This window comes from Propionivibrio dicarboxylicus, assembly GCF_900099695.1.
Lineage (GTDB): Bacteria > Pseudomonadota > Gammaproteobacteria > Burkholderiales > Rhodocyclaceae > Propionivibrio > Propionivibrio dicarboxylicus.
This window is the reverse complement of sequence record NZ_FNCY01000014.1, coordinates 35,612-50,831: the sequence shown is the minus strand read 5'-3', so window position 1 is coordinate 50,831 and position 15,220 is coordinate 35,612. Positions and strand designations below refer to the sequence as shown.

15 protein-coding genes are annotated in these 15,220 nt (G+C 62.1%); 8 read left to right on the top strand and 7 right to left on the bottom strand.

The features are described 5' to 3' along the window. The first annotated feature begins 83 nt into the window (after nt 1–83). On the top strand, nt 84–677 hold the full coding sequence (locus BLR25_RS15015) for a TRAP transporter small permease subunit (protein WP_091938713.1): 594 nt from the start codon (nt 84–86) through the stop codon (nt 675–677). Continuing rightward, nucleotides 677–2,302: a TRAP transporter large permease gene (locus BLR25_RS15010; RefSeq protein ID WP_091938712.1), complete on the top strand. Its 1,626-nt coding sequence runs from the start codon at nt 677–679 to the stop codon at nt 2,300–2,302. The genes BLR25_RS15015 and BLR25_RS15010 overlap by 1 nt, the downstream gene beginning before the upstream one ends. A 94-nt stretch (nt 2,303–2,396) precedes the next feature. Here BLR25_RS15010 and BLR25_RS15005 read toward each other — a convergent pair whose 3' ends face one another. From BLR25_RS15005 to pmbA, 3 genes are all read right to left on the bottom strand, one after another. After that, nucleotides 2,397–3,479, bottom strand: a complete 1,083-nt coding sequence (locus tag BLR25_RS15005; protein ID WP_091938711.1) for a TRAP transporter substrate-binding protein — start codon at nt 3,477–3,479, stop codon at nt 2,397–2,399. A gap of 172 nt (nt 3,480–3,651) precedes the next feature. Then, nucleotides 3,652–4,734, bottom strand: a complete 1,083-nt coding sequence (locus BLR25_RS15000; protein ID WP_091938710.1) for a TRAP transporter substrate-binding protein — start codon at nt 4,732–4,734, stop codon at nt 3,652–3,654. A 162-nt stretch (nt 4,735–4,896) separates the two neighbouring features. Beyond that, the gene (gene pmbA, locus BLR25_RS14995; RefSeq protein WP_091938709.1) at nt 4,897–6,270 is read right to left on the bottom strand and encodes a metalloprotease PmbA; all 1,374 of its coding nucleotides are present in this window, start codon (nt 6,268–6,270) and stop codon (nt 4,897–4,899) included. An 89-nt stretch (nt 6,271–6,359) separates the two neighbouring features. On the opposite strand from pmbA, the gene yjgA reads away from it, so the two are divergent. The 3 genes from yjgA to BLR25_RS14980 are packed head-to-tail and all read left to right on the top strand — an operon-like array spanning nt 6,360 to nt 8,245. Next, on the top strand, nt 6,360–6,911 hold the full coding sequence (gene yjgA / locus BLR25_RS14990; RefSeq protein WP_091938708.1) for a ribosome biogenesis factor YjgA: 552 nt from the start codon (nt 6,360–6,362) through the stop codon (nt 6,909–6,911). Between the two features lie 37 nt (nt 6,912–6,948). Next, entirely contained in the window at nt 6,949–7,770 is an 822-nt protein-coding gene (locus BLR25_RS14985; protein ID WP_091938707.1) for a thymidylate synthase, read from the top strand. A 1-nt stretch (nt 7,771) separates the two neighbouring features. Then, nucleotides 7,772–8,245, top strand: coding sequence for a dihydrofolate reductase (locus tag BLR25_RS14980; protein WP_091938706.1), 474 nt, complete (start codon nt 7,772–7,774; stop codon nt 8,243–8,245). 58 nt (nt 8,246–8,303) lie between these two features. Here BLR25_RS14980 and BLR25_RS14975 read toward each other — a convergent pair whose 3' ends face one another. Both BLR25_RS14975 and dcd read right to left on the bottom strand, forming a co-directional pair. Then, complete coding sequence (locus tag BLR25_RS14975) at nt 8,304–10,550, bottom strand: arginine/lysine/ornithine decarboxylase (protein ID WP_091938705.1); 2,247 nt, start codon at nt 10,548–10,550, stop codon at nt 8,304–8,306. A gap of 88 nt (nt 10,551–10,638) precedes the next feature. Continuing rightward, nucleotides 10,639–11,208 carry a dCTP deaminase gene (gene dcd, locus BLR25_RS14970; RefSeq protein ID WP_091938704.1) on the bottom strand — a complete coding sequence of 190 codons (570 nt, stop codon included), beginning with the start codon at nt 11,206–11,208 and terminating at the stop codon, nt 10,639–10,641. A gap of 221 nt (nt 11,209–11,429) precedes the next feature. Here dcd and BLR25_RS14965 point away from each other — a divergent pair, with 221 nt between their 5' ends. Both BLR25_RS14965 and BLR25_RS21350 read left to right on the top strand, forming a co-directional pair. Then, entirely contained in the window at nt 11,430–12,029 is a 600-nt protein-coding gene (locus tag BLR25_RS14965) for a 6TM ABC transporter family protein (protein ID WP_091938703.1), read from the top strand. Between the two features lie 54 nt (nt 12,030–12,083). Further along, nucleotides 12,084–12,233 (top strand): hypothetical protein, encoded by a 150-nt coding sequence (locus BLR25_RS21350; RefSeq protein ID WP_176785921.1) that lies wholly within the window; start codon nt 12,084–12,086, stop codon nt 12,231–12,233. A gap of 125 nt (nt 12,234–12,358) precedes the next feature. On the opposite strand, the gene BLR25_RS14960 is transcribed toward BLR25_RS21350, so the two are convergent. Further along, on the bottom strand, nt 12,359–12,892 hold the full coding sequence (locus BLR25_RS14960) for a superoxide dismutase family protein (RefSeq protein ID WP_245715579.1): 534 nt from the start codon (nt 12,890–12,892) through the stop codon (nt 12,359–12,361). A 224-nt stretch (nt 12,893–13,116) separates the two neighbouring features. On the opposite strand from BLR25_RS14960, the gene BLR25_RS14955 reads away from it, so the two are divergent. Further along, the gene (locus BLR25_RS14955) at nt 13,117–14,076 is read left to right on the top strand and encodes a sensor domain-containing diguanylate cyclase (RefSeq protein WP_176785920.1); all 960 of its coding nucleotides are present in this window, start codon (nt 13,117–13,119) and stop codon (nt 14,074–14,076) included. Here the strand turns inward: BLR25_RS14955 and apbC are convergent, their stop codons facing one another. Continuing rightward, nucleotides 14,077–15,168, bottom strand: a complete 1,092-nt coding sequence (gene apbC, locus BLR25_RS14950) for an iron-sulfur cluster carrier protein ApbC (RefSeq protein WP_091938701.1) — start codon at nt 15,166–15,168, stop codon at nt 14,077–14,079. It lies immediately after the preceding gene. Nucleotides 15,169–15,220 lie beyond the last annotated feature (52 nt).

Sequence of the window (15,220 nt, the reverse complement as noted above, 5' to 3'; positions counted from 1 at the left end):
GCCGTAACTTCCGCGTGCTGTCACAAGCGCACGACGACAAGTCGGCCAATCATTCACACATTGGTTTTAACCAAGAATTTATCATGGACTCCCTACTCAAGTTATCGCGGTGGATCGACGCGCTAACCGAGCGCGTCGGTAAGACAGCCATCTGGCTGGTGCTCGTCGTCGTGCTGGTCAGCACCGGCAACGCCGTCCTGCGCTACACGCTCAACTACAGCTCGAACGCTTTTCTGGAAATCCAGTGGTATCTGTTCGGCGCCATCTTCCTCGCCTGCTCCGGCTATACGCTGATGCGCAACGAACACGTCCGCATCGACCTCATCGCCAGCAAGCTCTCGAAACGCGGACAGACCTGGATCGACATCCTCGGCATCCTCTTTTTCCTGATGCCGATGGCCTTCACCATCCTGATCCTGTCCTGGCCGGTTTTCATGCACGCTTTCGCGGCCAACGAAATGTCGAACAGCCCCGGCGGACTGATCATGTGGCCGGTACGCCTGATGATCCCCGTCGGCTTCGTCCTGCTGATCATGCAAGGCATCTCCGAACTCATCAAGCGCATCGGTTTTCTGAAAGGGCTCTGTCCTGATCCGACTGAAAAAGTCATCGCCATGACTGCCGAAGAAGAGCTTGCGGCCATCATCAAGGCACGCAAGGAAAAGGGAGAGGCGTAATGACTGAATTTCTGATCGCCAACATGGCGCCGATCATCTTCATCTCGATGGTCATCTTCCTGCTCGTCGGTTTCCCGGTGGCCTTCGCCCTGGCCGCCAACGGCATCGTCTTCGGCCTGCTCGGCATCGAGCTCGGCTTGCTCGGCCCGCAACTCTTCCAGGCCTTGCCTGACCGCATCCTCGGCGTCATTTCCAATGACACGATGCTGGCCGTGCCCTTCTTCACCTTCATGGGATTGATCCTCGAACGCTCCGGCATGGCCGAAGACCTGCTCGACACGATCGGCCAGCTGTTCGGCCCGGTTCGCGGCGGCCTCGCCTATGCAGTCGTCTTCGTCGGCGCGCTGCTTGCGGCGACCACCGGCGTCGTTGCCGCCTCGGTGATTTCGATGGGCCTGATCTCGCTGCCGATCATGCTGCGCTACGGCTATGACAAGCGCCTGGCCTCAGGGGTCATCGCCGCCTCCGGCACGCTGGCGCAGATCATCCCGCCGTCGCTGGTACTGATCGTCATGGCCGACCAGCTCGGCAAATCGGTCGGCGACATGTACAAGGGCGCATTTGTCCCGGGGCTTACGCTCGCCGGACTCTACGTCGGTTACATCATCCTGGTGTCCTTCATTCGCCCGAAATGGGTCCCGGCACTGCCGCCCGAAGCCCGCATCTTCAAAGAAGCCAACGGCAAGACAGGCGGCACGTCGCTGTTGATCCTCACCGCCCTGGCCATCGCCATCGGCGTCACTTTTGGCAAGACCCGGCCGGACGACCTGCCGACCGACGAACTGATCGTCATGTGCACGATGGTCGGCATCTTCGTCCCCTTCGTCCTGGCGCTGATCAACAAAACGCTGAAGCTGGGCCTCCTGTCGAAGATGGCCGAAAAAGTCACCTTCGTGCTGATCCCGCCGCTCGGCCTCATCTTCCTGGTACTCGGCACCATCTTTCTGGGCGTTGCGACGCCGACCGAAGGCGGCGCCATGGGAGCCACTGGCGCCTTGCTGATGGCGGTCCTGCGCCAGCGCCTCGACCTCAAACTGCTGCGCCAGGCGATGGAAAGCACGGCCAAGCTGACGACCTTCGTCGTCTTCATCCTGATCGGGGCGCGCGTCTTCTCGCTGACCTTCTACGGCGTCGACGGCCACCTGTGGGTCGAGCACCTGCTCGTCGATCTGCCCGGCGGACAGTTCGGCTTCCTGATCGTCGTCAACATCCTGATCTTCGTGCTGGCCTTCTTCCTCGACTACTTCGAACTGTCGTTCATCGTCGTGCCGCTGCTCGGGCCGGTCGCCGACAAACTCGGCATCGACCTGATCTGGTTCGGCGTACTGCTGGGCATCAACATGCAGACGTCCTTCCTGCATCCGCCCTTCGGCTTTGCGCTGTTCTTCCTGCGTTCGGTCGCGCCGCCATCGATCAAGACGAGCGACATCTACTGGGGTGCCATTCCCTTCGTCTGTATCCAAGTTCTGATGGTGCTGCTGGTGATCCTGTTCCCGCAGATCGTCACCTCGGGCCTCGACAAGGCCCAGGCCGTCGATATCGACTCGGTGCAGATGGTGCTGCCGGAAACGGATTACGACCAGCCCTCCGAGCCGCCGTCACTGGGCAGCGAGAACAGCAAGTAAGAGGCAAATGAGCGGAAATCGAGCGGCAATTGCCGACAACAAAAACGGGGGCCTGGCCCCCGTTTTTATTTGCCTTAAGTTACCTTAAGACCGCTCAGTTCTTGCGGCTGAACATGAACTTGGCGAACTCGTTCTCGGCGACGCGGAACCAGAAGTTCTGCTCGTCCATGAACTTCTTGTAGTCGTCATAGATCCTCTTGAAGTCGGGATACTTCGCCGAGGTCTCGGCATAGTATTCCATCGATGCCTTGTACGCAGCTTCCATCACGTCCTTCGGGAACGGCAGGATCTTGGTGCCGGAGGCCATCAACTGCCGCAGCGCGGTCGGGTTCTTGGCGTCGTAGCGGGAGACCATCTCGACCTCCGCTTCCGCACAGGCCGCCGTCAGCATCGCCTGATATTCCTTCGGCAATTCGGCCCACTTCCCGGCATTCACATAAACGCACATCTGCGCGCTGCCTTCCCACCACGACGGATAGTAGTAGTACTTGGCGACCTTGTTGAAGCCGAGCTTCTGATCGTCATACGGACCGACCCACTCGACGGCGTCGATGACGCCCTTTTCCAATGCCGGATAGATATCACCGCCGGCAATCAACTGCGGCACGACGCCGAGCTTCGAGAGCACCGCGCCGGCGACACCGACGACGCGCATCTTCATGCCTTTGAGATCGGCAATGCTCTTGATTTCCTTGCGGTACCAGCCGCCCATCTGGGCGCCCGTATTGCCAGCCGGAATCGAGACGATGTTCGACTTGGCCAGGAACTCGCCCATCAGCTTGCCGCCGTTGCCGTGCCGATACCAGGCCTTGACCTGCCGCGTATTCATGCCGAACGGGATGGCGCTGTCGATGCAATAGGTCGGCTCCTTGCCGAAGTAGAAGGCCGAATTGGTGAAGCCGGTCTCGACCGTACCGTCCTTGACGGCGTCATGGACGGCGGTGCCCGGGACGATCTCGCCGGCGGCGAAAAGCTGAATCTGGAACTTGCCGCCGGACATTTCGGCGACCCGCTTGACGAGGAACTCGGTGGCGCCATAAATCGTATCCAGGCTCTTCGGATAGCTCGAGGCCATCCGCCACTTGATCGTCGGCGCATTCTGCGCGAGCGCGGGCGCCGCCACGGCCCCCGCGGCCAAGCCTGCCCCGGCCTTCTTCAGGAACGAACGTCTTTCCATGCTTTTCTCCTAAAATTGTCGTGCGATCAGGACGCGCACATTGGCGACACGGTTCGCCGAACATCACACCGTAACGGCCTTCTTCCCCGATCATCGCGCCCGACGGGCGCCCTCACGAAGCCGAAAGCAAAAAAACGGGGGCATCGCCCCCGCCTTTTTTCTGCCAGCCGAATTAGCTCTTGCGGCTGTACATGAACTTCGCGAATTCGTTCTCGGCGACGCGATACCAGAAGTTCTGGTCGTCGAGGAATTTCTTGTAGTCCTCGTAAATCTTCTTGAAGTCCGGATACTTCGCCGAAGTCTCGGCATAGTATTCCATGGCGGCCTTGTAACTGGCTTCCATCACGTCCTTCGGGAACGGCAGCACCTTGGTGCCCGACGCCAGCAACTGCTTCAGCGCTGCCGGGTTCTTGGCATCGTAGCGCGCGCACATTTCGGTATCGGTCTCGGCGCAGGCCGCCTCGATGATCGCTTGGTATTCCTTCGGCAACTCGGCAAATTTCTTGGCATTGATGTAGGTCGAGATCTGCGGGCCGCCTTCCCACCAGGCCGGGTAGTAATAGTACTTGGCGACCTTGTTGAAGCCGAGCTTCTGATCGTCATAAGGACCGACCCACTCGACCGCGTCGATCGTGCCTTTTTCGAGCGCCGGATAGATGTCGCTGCCGGCGATCTGCTGCGGCACGACGCCGAGCTTCGAGAGCACCGCGCCGGCGAGGCCGGCAACGCGCATCTTCAGGCCCTTGAAGTCAGCCGCGCTCTTGATTTCCTTGCGATACCAGCCGCCCATCTGCACGCCGGTGTTGCCGCTCGGGAAGACGACGAGATTCGATTTGGCGAAGAATTCGCCCATCAGCTTGGCGCCGTTGCCCTGACGATACCAGGCCTTGACCTGGCGGGCGTTCATGCCGAACGGGATCGCCGTGTCGATGCAGTAGGTCGGTTCCTTGCCGAAGTAATAGTACGAACAGGTAAAGCCGATTTCGACCGTACCATCCTTGACCGCGTCATGGACGCCCGGTCCCGGGACGATTTCGCCGGCGGCGAATACCTGAATCTGGAACTTGCCGCCCGTCATTTCCGCAATCCGCTTGCTCAGGAATTCGGCGGAACCGTGCAGGGTGTCGAGGCTCTTCGGGAAGCTTGACGCCATGCGCCACTTGATCGTCGGCAAACTCTGCGCCAACGCGGGCGCAGCGACGGCGCCGGCCGCCAGGCCGACACCGGCCTTCTTCAGAAAGGAACGTCTTTCCATGATCTCATCTCTCCTGGGGAAACAAATCCATTGAACTGCCAAAAGGAACGACAACGGGAACCAACCGGGTGATTATAGCCAAAGGACGACGTCGTGGCGGACACAATTGAAGTGTCATTACGCCCTCCGGCACTCAGTCAAGCCGCCAATCGGGAGCGCAGCCTAGTTCCCGGCGATCTTCATTCCCTCGATCAGGATCGACCCGACCTGGCGCGAACCACGTACCAGAACGTCATTACCGACGGCGGCGATCTGGCGGAACATGTCGCGCAGATTGCCGGCGATGGTGATTTCCTCGACGGGATAGGCGATCTGTCCGTTCTCGACCCAGTAGCCGGCAGCCCCGCGCGAATAGTCGCCGTTGACGTAATTGACGCCGTGGCCGAGCAGTTCGGTCACCAGCAGGCCGCGGCCCATGCTGCGCAAGAGTCCTTCGAAATCGAGAGCGCCACCATCGACGATCAGGTTGTGGCACCCGCCGGCGTTGGCCGTGCAGGGCAAGCCGAGCTTGCGCGCCGAATAGGTTCCGAGGAAATACCCCTGCAAGACGCCGTCATCGACGACGAGGCGCGGACGCGTCGCCACGCCGTCGTTGTCGAACAGGCTGCTGGCCAGCGCGCCGGGCAGATGCGGCTCTTCGCGAATGCGCACGATCTTCGAGAAGACCGGTTTGCCGAGGCTGTCGAGCAGGAAGGAGGACTTGCGGTAGAGACTGCCGCCGCTCACGGCATGGACGAAATTGCCGATCAGCGACGCCGCCAGCGGCGCCTCGAACAGTACAGGCACCTTGCAGGTCGGGATCTTGCGCGCGCCGAGTCGCGCCAGCGCGCGTCGCGCCGCGTAGTCGCCGATCGCTTCCGGCGCGGCGATCCACTGCGGATTGCGCGCCGTCGAATACCAGTCGTCGCGCTGCATGGCGTCTTCCCGGCCGGTAATCACCGAACACGACACGTAGTGGCGGGACGTCGGAAAACCACCCATGAAGCCCAAGCTGTTGGCGGCGACGAAATGACCTTCCTGGATCGACACCGTCGCCCCTTCGGAATTCGTCACTTGCGGGCTGACGTCGAAGGCCGCCTGTTCGCAGCGCCGCGCCAGATCGATGCAGCCGTCCACGTCGAGACGCCAGGGGTGATAGAGATCGAGGTCACGGGCGCAATCGGCCGGGGCCGCGAGTACTGCGGCATCGGGCAAACCGGCACAGGCATCCTCGGCGGTATAGCGCGCGATCGCCAGCGCCGCCTCGACTGTCTCGCGCAGCGCCGACGGCGAGAAATCGGAAGTGCTCGCGTGCCCTTTGCGCTGCCCGAGATAGACGGTCACGCCGATGCCCTTGTCGCGGTTGTATTCGACCGTCTCGACCGCGCCGCAGCGGACCGTCACGGCCTGTCCGAGACCTTCGGAGACATCGACCTCGCAATCGCTGGCCCCCAGAGCACGCGCGTGCCCGAGAACGTCCTGGGCGAGCGCTTGCAGAACGGGCAAGGAATGGGCGAAACGTTGTTCGCCGCCGGGAGCGGGCACGGGTCGGGTCATGGAAACACAGTCGGAAGACGAAAGCCGTTATCATAGCAGCTTCGCGCCCGGCTTCCGGGCGCCCCCAGACAACCGCCCCGAACCTGCCGATGACCGATCAAGACGAAGACGCCCTCCCGATCTCCAAGACCCGCCGCAAGAAGGCCATGGAAGAGCTGCAGTCGCTCGGCGAGGAACTCGTTGCCTTGCCGACCGACCGCGTCAAGAAAATCGCCCTGCCGGACGACCTGCGCGACGCCGTGCTGACAGCGCAGCGCATGCCGCGCCACGACGAAGCGAGACGCCGGCAGCTCCAGTTCATCGGCCGACTGATGCGCGGCAGCGATGCCGAGCCCATCCGGGCCGCCATCGCCGAGGCACGCGGAGAATCCGCCGAGCAGACGGCACGCCTGCACCTGCTCGAAAAGCTGCGCGACGACATCCTTGCCGACGAAAAGGCGCTGCACCAGATCGCCAGCCAGTATCCGAGCGCCGACCTCCAGCATCTGCGCGCATTGCGCCGCTCGGCACTGAAAGAACAGGAACAGAACAAACCGCCGAAGAGCTTCCGGGCACTCTTCCAATACCTGAAGACGCTCGGCAACACCCCGGCCGACGACGAGCAATTCGTCGATAGCCCGGCCGAGGACGAGCAATCCTGACGCCGCCTCAAGAACCACGTCATACCCCCTGGATGCCATGAAAGCTTACCTCGACCTGATGCGCCACGTGTATGAACACGGCATCACCAAATCAGACCGCACCGGCACCGGCACGCGCTCGGTATTCGGCTGGCAGATGCGTTTCGACCTCGCCGCCGGATTCCCGCTGCTGACAACAAAAAAGCTGCACCTGCGCTCGATCGTCCATGAGTTGTTATGGTTCCTCCAGGGGGACACCAATATTGCCTACCTCAAGGACAACGGCGTGCGCATCTGGGACGAGTGGGCCGATGCCGAAGGCAATCTCGGCCCGGTCTACGGGTATCAGTGGCGCCACTGGAAAACGCCCGACGGCCGCGAGATCGACCAGATCGCCCAACTCGTCGAAGGCCTCAAGAAGAACCCGGATTCGCGCCGGCATATCGTCACGGCATGGAACCCGGCCGATGTCGATCGCATGGCGCTGCCGCCGTGCCACGCTTTCTTCCAGCTCTACGTCGCCCCGCCGGCCGATGACGACACCGACCGGCGTCCCAAACTGTCGTGCCAGCTTTACCAGCGCAGCGCCGACATTTTCCTCGGCGTGCCCTTCAACATCGCGTCCTATGCACTGCTGACGATGATGCTCGCCCAGGTGTGCGGTTATCGCGCCGGCGACTTCGTGCACACCTTCGGCGATGCGCACCTCTACAGCAATCATTTCGAACAGGTCGAACGGCAACTCGCGCGCGAACCGCGCGCCCTGCCGACGATGCGGATCAACCCCGAGGTCAGCGATCTGTTCGCCTTCCGCTTCGAGGACTTCACGCTCGAAGGCTACGATCCGCACCCGCATATTTCAGCGCCGGTCGCCGTCTGACATGCTCTCGCTGATCGCCGCCGTAGCCCGCCAGCGGGTCATCGGCAAGGACAATGCGCTGCTCTGGCACCTGCCCGAAGACATGCGCTATTTCCGCGAGACGACGCGCGGCAAGCCCGTCATCATGGGGCGCAAGACCTGGGAATCGCTGCCGGAGAAATTCCGCCCCCTGCCGGGACGACGCAACATCGTCGTCAGTCGCAACGCAGCGTATGTCGCGCCCGGCGCCGAACTCGCCGGCTCGCTCGACGCGGCGCTCGCCGCCACTCAAGGCGAGAACGAAGTGTTTGTCATCGGCGGCGAAGCGCTCTACCGTCTGGCGCTGCCGCATGCCGACCGTCTCTACCTGACCGAGATCGAACGCGACTACGACGGCGACGCTTTTTTCCCCGAGATCATTGCGCAAGAATGGCAGGAATGCTCACGCGTCGCCGGCGGTGCGGATTTCAGCTTCGCTATTTACGGCCGCGTCTGATCATGGCGAGAGCATGAAAAAAGCGGCCGCAGCCGCTTTTTTCTTTTCCACGAACCGATCACGCCTGCCGTACGCAATCGACATAGTAGCGGGCCTTGCCGTCGACGACTTCCTTGACCAGCCCGTGGATGTCGGTTTCGAATCCCGGGAACTGCTCGTTGAAGAAGCGCGCGAATTTGAGATAGCGCACGATCGTCGCATTGAAGCGCTCGCCCGGAATCAGCAGCGGAATGCCCGGCGGATACGGCGTCAGCAGGATGCTGGTAATGCGGCCCTCGAGTTCGTCGATCGGCACACGATCGATCTCGCGGTGCGCCATCTTGGCAAACGCGTCGGTCGGCTTCATCGCCGGGACCATATCGGAGAGATACATCTCGGTCGTCAGCCGGGCCACGTCGTTCTGCGAGTAGACGCCGTGGATCAGGTGACACAGGTCACGCAAGCCCATGCGCTCGTAAACCGGATGTTTCGCGACAAACTCCGGCAACACTTTCCACAAGGGCTGGTTCTTGTCGTAGTCGTCCTTGAACTGCTGCAATTCGGTCACCATCGTGTTCCACCGGCCCTTGGTGATGCCGATCGTGAACATGATGAAAAAGGAATAGAGGCCGCACTTCTCGACGATGACGCCGTGCTCGGCAAGATACTTGGTGACGATCGCCGCCGGAATGCCGGCGCCATCGGCGAAGTCGCCATCGACGTCGAGGCCCGGGGTGATGATCGTCGCCTTGATCGGGTCGAGCATGTTGAAGCCATCGGACAACTGGCCAAAGCCGTGCCAGCGCTCGCCCGGCTTGAGCATCCAGGCCTCGCGTTCCTCGATGCCTTCTTCGGAGAGATCGTCCGGCCCCCAGACCTTGAACCACCAGTCGGCGCCCCACTCCTCGTCGACCTTGCGCATGGCGCGGCGGAAATCGAGCGCCTCGGCAATCGATTCCTCGACCAGCGCGGTACCCGCCGGCGCCTCCATCATCGCCGCGGCGACGTCGCACGAGGCAATGATGGCGTACTGCGGCGAGGTCGAGGTATGCATCAGGTAAGCCTCGTTGAAAATCGCCCGGTCGAGTTCACGTGCTTCCGAATTCTGCACGAGGATCTGCGAGGCTTGCGACAAGCCCGCCAGCAGCTTGTGCGTCGACTGCGTCGCGAACACCATCGACTCCTTGCAGCGCGGCCGGTCTTCGCCGATCGCGTGGTAATCCCCGTAGAAATCATGGAAGGCGGCGTGCGGCAGCCAGGCTTCGTCGAAGTGCAGGGTATCGATACGGCCGTCGAGCATCTCCTTGATTTCCTCGACGTTGTACAGGATGCCGTCATAAGTGCTCTGGGTGATCGTGAGCACGCGCGGCTTGGCCTTGACGTCACGGGCGAACGGATGCGCGGCGATCTTTCTTTCGATATTTTCCCAACGGAACTCGTCCTTCGGAATCGGACCGATGATGCCAAAGTGATTGCGCGTCGGCATCAGAAAAACCGGGATCGCGCCGGTCATGATGATCGAGTGAAGCACCGACTTGTGGCAGTTGCGGTCGACGATGACGACGTCACCGGGCGCCACGGTCGAGTTCCAGACGACCTTGTTCGAGGTCGAGGTGCCGTTGGTGACGAAGAACAGGTGATCGGCGTTGAAGATGCGCGCGGCATTACGCTCGGAGGCCGCCACCGGGCCGGTGTGGTCGAGCAGCTGGCCGAGTTCCTCGACGGCGTTGCAGACGTCGGCGCGCAGCATGTTCTCGCCGAAGAACTGGTGGAACATCTGGCCGACCGGCGATTTCAGGAAGGCGACGCCGCCCGAATGGCCCGGACAGTGCCAGGAATACGAGCCATCCGCCGCGTAGTGCGTGAGCGCCCGGAAGAAGGGCGGCGGCACGCTGCGGAGATAGGTCTTGGCTTCGCGCACGACGTAGCGACTGATGAACTCGGGCGTATCCTCGAACATGTGAATGAAGCCGTGCAACTCGCGCAGCACGTCGTTCGGGATATGCCGCGACGTCCGCGTCTCGCCGTGCAGGAAGATCGGGATGTCCTCGTTGCGGCAACGGATCTCCATGACGAAAGCACGCAGCTCGTCGATCGTCTTCTGCGTCTGGTCGCCGCTGAACTCCTCGTCGTCGATCGACAGGATGAAGGCCGACGCGCGGCTTTGCTGCTGCGCGAACGAGGAAAGATCACCATAGCTGGTAACGCCGATGACCTCCATTCCCTCTTTTTCAATCGCTTCCGCCAGTGCGCGGATGCCCAGTCCCGAGGCGTTTTCCGAGCGGAAATCCTCGTCGATGATGATCACCGGAAAATTGAATCGCATGATTTGACCTTCGATAAGAAGAGACCCGCCGCGGCGGGTCAACGCTTGAATAGGGTGAATCGGTCGTCGCTAAGGTAGGGCGGCGCCGTCAGATTTTCGGCAGGGTCACGCCAATCTGACCCTGGTATTTGCCGCCACGATCCTTGTACGAGGTTTCGCAAACCTCGTCGGATTCGAAGAACAGCACCTGCGCGCAGCCTTCGCCGGCATAGATCTTGGCGGGCAGCGGCGTCGTGTTGGAGAACTCGAGCGTCACATAGCCTTCCCACTCCGGCTCGAACGGCGTCACGTTGACGATGATGCCGCAACGCGCATAAGTACTCTTGCCGAGGCAGACCGTCAGCACGCTGCGCGGAATGCGGAAATACTCGACGGTACGGGCGAGCGCGAACGAATTCGGCGGAATCACGCAGAAACCCTTGCCCGACACTTCGACAAAGGACTGCGGATCGAAGGCCTTCGGATCGACGATCGTCGAGTTGATGTTGGTGAAGACGCGAAACTCGTCGGCGCAGCGGATATCGTAGCCATAGCTCGATGTGCCGTAAGAAACGATCTTCTTGCCATCGACCTCGCGTACCAGATCCGGCGCAAACGGCTCGATCATGCCGTGCTGCTCCGCCATACGGCGGATCCATTTATCGGATTTGATGGCCATCGCTGTAAACCCCGGAAACCATTGAAGGAAAGGCGCGTATTGTACGATTTACCGGAGGGCGGGGGAAAAGTTTTTTCCCCCGTCCCCGCCGGCGTGCTACCGCATGCCCGACATCACGCAACTTGCGTCCGGGCCGAGCCCCCCGCTCTCGACGCGAAGCTCAATATTCAGGCAGGTGCGCGGGCACTCGGACGGTTCGGTCTGTAGTTTTGGCGACATTCATGTCGAATGTATTCGCCTTGGTCATGCCGTTTTTCGCCATGAATGTCTATGACCGCGTCGTGCCGAACAATGCGACCGATACCTTGTGGGCGCTGGGCGTGGCGCTCGCGGTCGTCATGGATTTCACGATTCGGGTGATGCGCGGGCATTTCATCGATCTGGCCGACGCGCGGATAGATCTCGAACTGTCGGCCATTCTGATGGGACGTATTCTCGGATTGCGCATGGAAAAGCGGCATATCGGTCGGCGCCTTTGCTGCGAATCTTCGCTCGTTCGACTCCGTTCGGGATTTCATCGTATCTTCTTCTGTCGCCACCTACGGCATCGTCGTCTCCGGCGGCGACCTCGTTCGCGATGCCGACCGAATTATCGATGCCAGGGTCGTCGCCCTCGACACCAGCGGCAATGCGGCGACTGGAACCACAACACGAAGCCACGCCACCCGCCGATCGCGACGATCAGCGTCGACACCGTCACCTCGGATACCGGCCTGCGCAATGACATCCGCCTCGGGTTTCGGATCAATTTCAATCATCGGGATCAGTTCAATACCGGACGGCGCACCCAGCCCGACCTCCTGAACACCCAAAATGAGTAGTTCGATGCGCGCCGGGCACTGGCCAATGCCAATATCGACCTGGCGATCGCCTACTTGCGCAGTTATGCGGGGATGGGCCGTCTGCTCGACAGCCTCGGATTACGGCGCCTCGACGAGGGTGCCGACGAGTCCGAGATTTCCACCGCCGAGCGGTATCCGGCAATCGGCGCCGCCGACACAAGCTTCCCGCACGACGACATCTGAGACGATCGCAGCGGCCGCTTTCCGGCCGGGTTCGGAAGCGGACCAGGGGAAAGCACCGCGCTCGGTTCCATCACCGGTGAGCGCGGCCACTGGAGCAGCGGCGCCTGGCGCGATTTGAACGCGCCCTAGCGCCCGGCGATCACGCCACAGGCCACCCGCGCCCCGGAATTGCCGGTCGGCTGCGTCTTGAAATCGTCGGCAACGGCATGCACGATGACGCCGCGACCGAGGATGCTGGACGCCGCCTCGCCGCCCACCGACACACCCGGCAGACGCACCTTCAGGCTGGCCGCGCCGCTTGCGTCGGCGACCAGCATCGGCATGTCGCCGGCATGGTGATCGCCATGTTCGGGATGTCCGTGCGGTTTGGCGCCCGGATTGAAGTGCCCGCCGGCGCTGGTCGCGTCCGGCGCGCTGCAATCGCCTTTTTCATGAATGTGGAAACCGTGCGCGCCCGGCGTGAGTCCCGTCACGTTCGCCGTCACGACGACCGCATCGCCGTCCTGCCGGAACAGCACCGTCCCCTGCGCGCTGTTGCCTTGTGTCGGTTTCAAGACCGCCTCGACGCCACGATCGGCGCTGCCCCCGGCACACCCGGCCAATATCGCTGCCACTATCGCCGCCAACGGCAGCACCGCCCGCACGTTCCGCATCTTCATCACCGCATTCTCCTCGAAAGTGTCATCGCCCCGGTTGCCGGAAGAGAAAGTCCTCCAACGATGACGCTGACACTCCGGGTCGGGATTGGTTCAGCCGCGGCCGTCCCGGCCGCGCATGCCCGCCCGGAAGAAGCTACGAAAGTCGCGCAACTCGCTGTATGCTGACGTCTGCTCAAGCGCTCACGGCCCCGCTCCTTACCCCCATGACATCACAAGAATCGGACATGCGGTCCCGCCAACAACTCGCCGACGAACTCGAGGCGCTCCGTGCCGTGGAACAGGAATACCGCCTGCTTCTCGACGAATCGAGCGATCCGATTTTCGCTTTCTTCCCCGACGGCACGTACCGTTACGTCAACCGTGCTTTTGCTCAAGGCGTAGGGCGAACACCCGAGCACATCATCGGTCACCGCATTTGGGATGTCTTTCCCCAGGACGAGGCGGACAAGCGTTTCGCCGTCGTCCGCACGGTCTTCGCCGAGGCCGAGACCAAAGTCATCGAAGTACGCGTGCCGAACCCGGTGGGAGACCGGTATTACCTCACCACCGTCAAACCGATCATCGACGAGCACCGGAACGTCATCTCGGTCATCTGCGTTTCCAAGGACATCACCGATCGCAAGCACATGGAACAACGGCTTGCGCACATGGCGCAGCACGATGCGCTGACCGACCTGCCCAACCGCACGCGCTTCAGCGATCGGCTCAGTGCGGCGATTGCCGGCGCACGCCAGGATCGTTCGGGCTTTGCCCTGCTATCGCTCGACCTCGACCACTTCAAGCCGGTTAACGACAATTTCGGGCACCTGGCCGGCGACCGACTGCTCAAGGCCGTCGCGCAGCGGCTGCTCGCCGGTATCCGCGAAACCGACAGCGTCGGCCGCATCGGCGGCGACGAGTTCCTGATCCTGCTGCCCCACCTCGGCAGCGCGGAAGAAGCAAAACGGGTCGCCGCGAAAATCCACGTCCTGCTCAACGACCCGTTCGAACTGCCCGAGGCGGGCCCGGTCCGGATCGGATCGTGCATCGGCATCGCTCTGTTCCCCGATCACGGCGGCAGCGAACTCGAACTGTTCAAGCATGCCGACGCCGCGCTCTACCATGCCAAGCGGCACGGGCGGAACCGAATCGTCCTGTTCGAGGCGGGGACGATGCCGGTCCCCGGCATCTCGCTCCCGGCCTGATCAGGTGTTCTTGACGACGATGTTCGGGAACTTGCTCGTCATGTCCTTGGCGCGTTCGGCAACCTTGACCGCGACACGACGGGCGATCGCCCGGTAAATCTCGGCAGCACGCGAATCCGGCGCCCCGACTACGGTCGGCTTGCCGGCATCGGTCATTTCGCGGATCGAGAGTTCCAGCGGCAGCGCACCGAGCAATTCGGCACCGTAATCCTGCGACATGCGCTCGGCGCCGCCATGGCCGAAGATGTGCTCTTCATGGCCACACTGCGAGCAGATATGGATGCTCATGTTCTCGACCAGCCCGAGGATCGGGATGCCGACCTTGTCGAACATCTTGAGGCCCTTGCGCGCGTCGATCAGGGCGATATCCTGCGGCGTCGTGACGATCACAGCGCCGGTCACCGGCACCTTCTGCGCCAGGGTCAGCTGCGTGTCGCCGGTGCCCGGCGGCATATCGACGACGAGGTAGTCGAGGTCCTTCCAGTTCGTCTGCTTGAGCAGTTGCTCGAGCGCCTGCGTCACCATCGGCCCGCGCCAGACCATCGGCGAGTCCACATCGACCATGAAGCCGATCGACATCGTCTGCAGGCCGTGCGCCATCAAGGGCTCCATCGACTTGCCGTCGACCGATTCGGGCTGCTGGCCGGCCAGGCCCATCATCTGCGGGATCGACGGCCCGTAGATGTCGGCATCGAGCAGGCCAACCGAGGCACCTTCCTGCGCCAGCGCCAGCGCCAGGTTCGCGGCCGTCGTGCTTTTGCCGACGCCGCCCTTGCCCGAAGCGACGGCGATGATGTTCTTGACGCCGGGCAGCGGCTTCAGCGTCGCCTGCACGGCATGCGCGACGATCTTGACCGTCACGTTCGCCGCCACCGAGGCAACGCCCGGCACCGCCTGGATGGCGCCGACGACCGCCTGCCGCAGGGCGTCGATCTGACTGTTGGCCGGATAGCCGAGTTCGATGTCGAGCGACACGGCGCCGCCGTCGATGCGGATGTTCTTCGCCGACTTCGTCGCCACGAAGTCCTTCTGCGTGTTGGGATCGATGACCTGCTTGAGCGCCGCGAGAACGGCTTCCTGCGTGACTGCCATGGAACGACTCCTTGAGGAAAAACGTTATACCTGACTAATTTTGTCTAGTTTA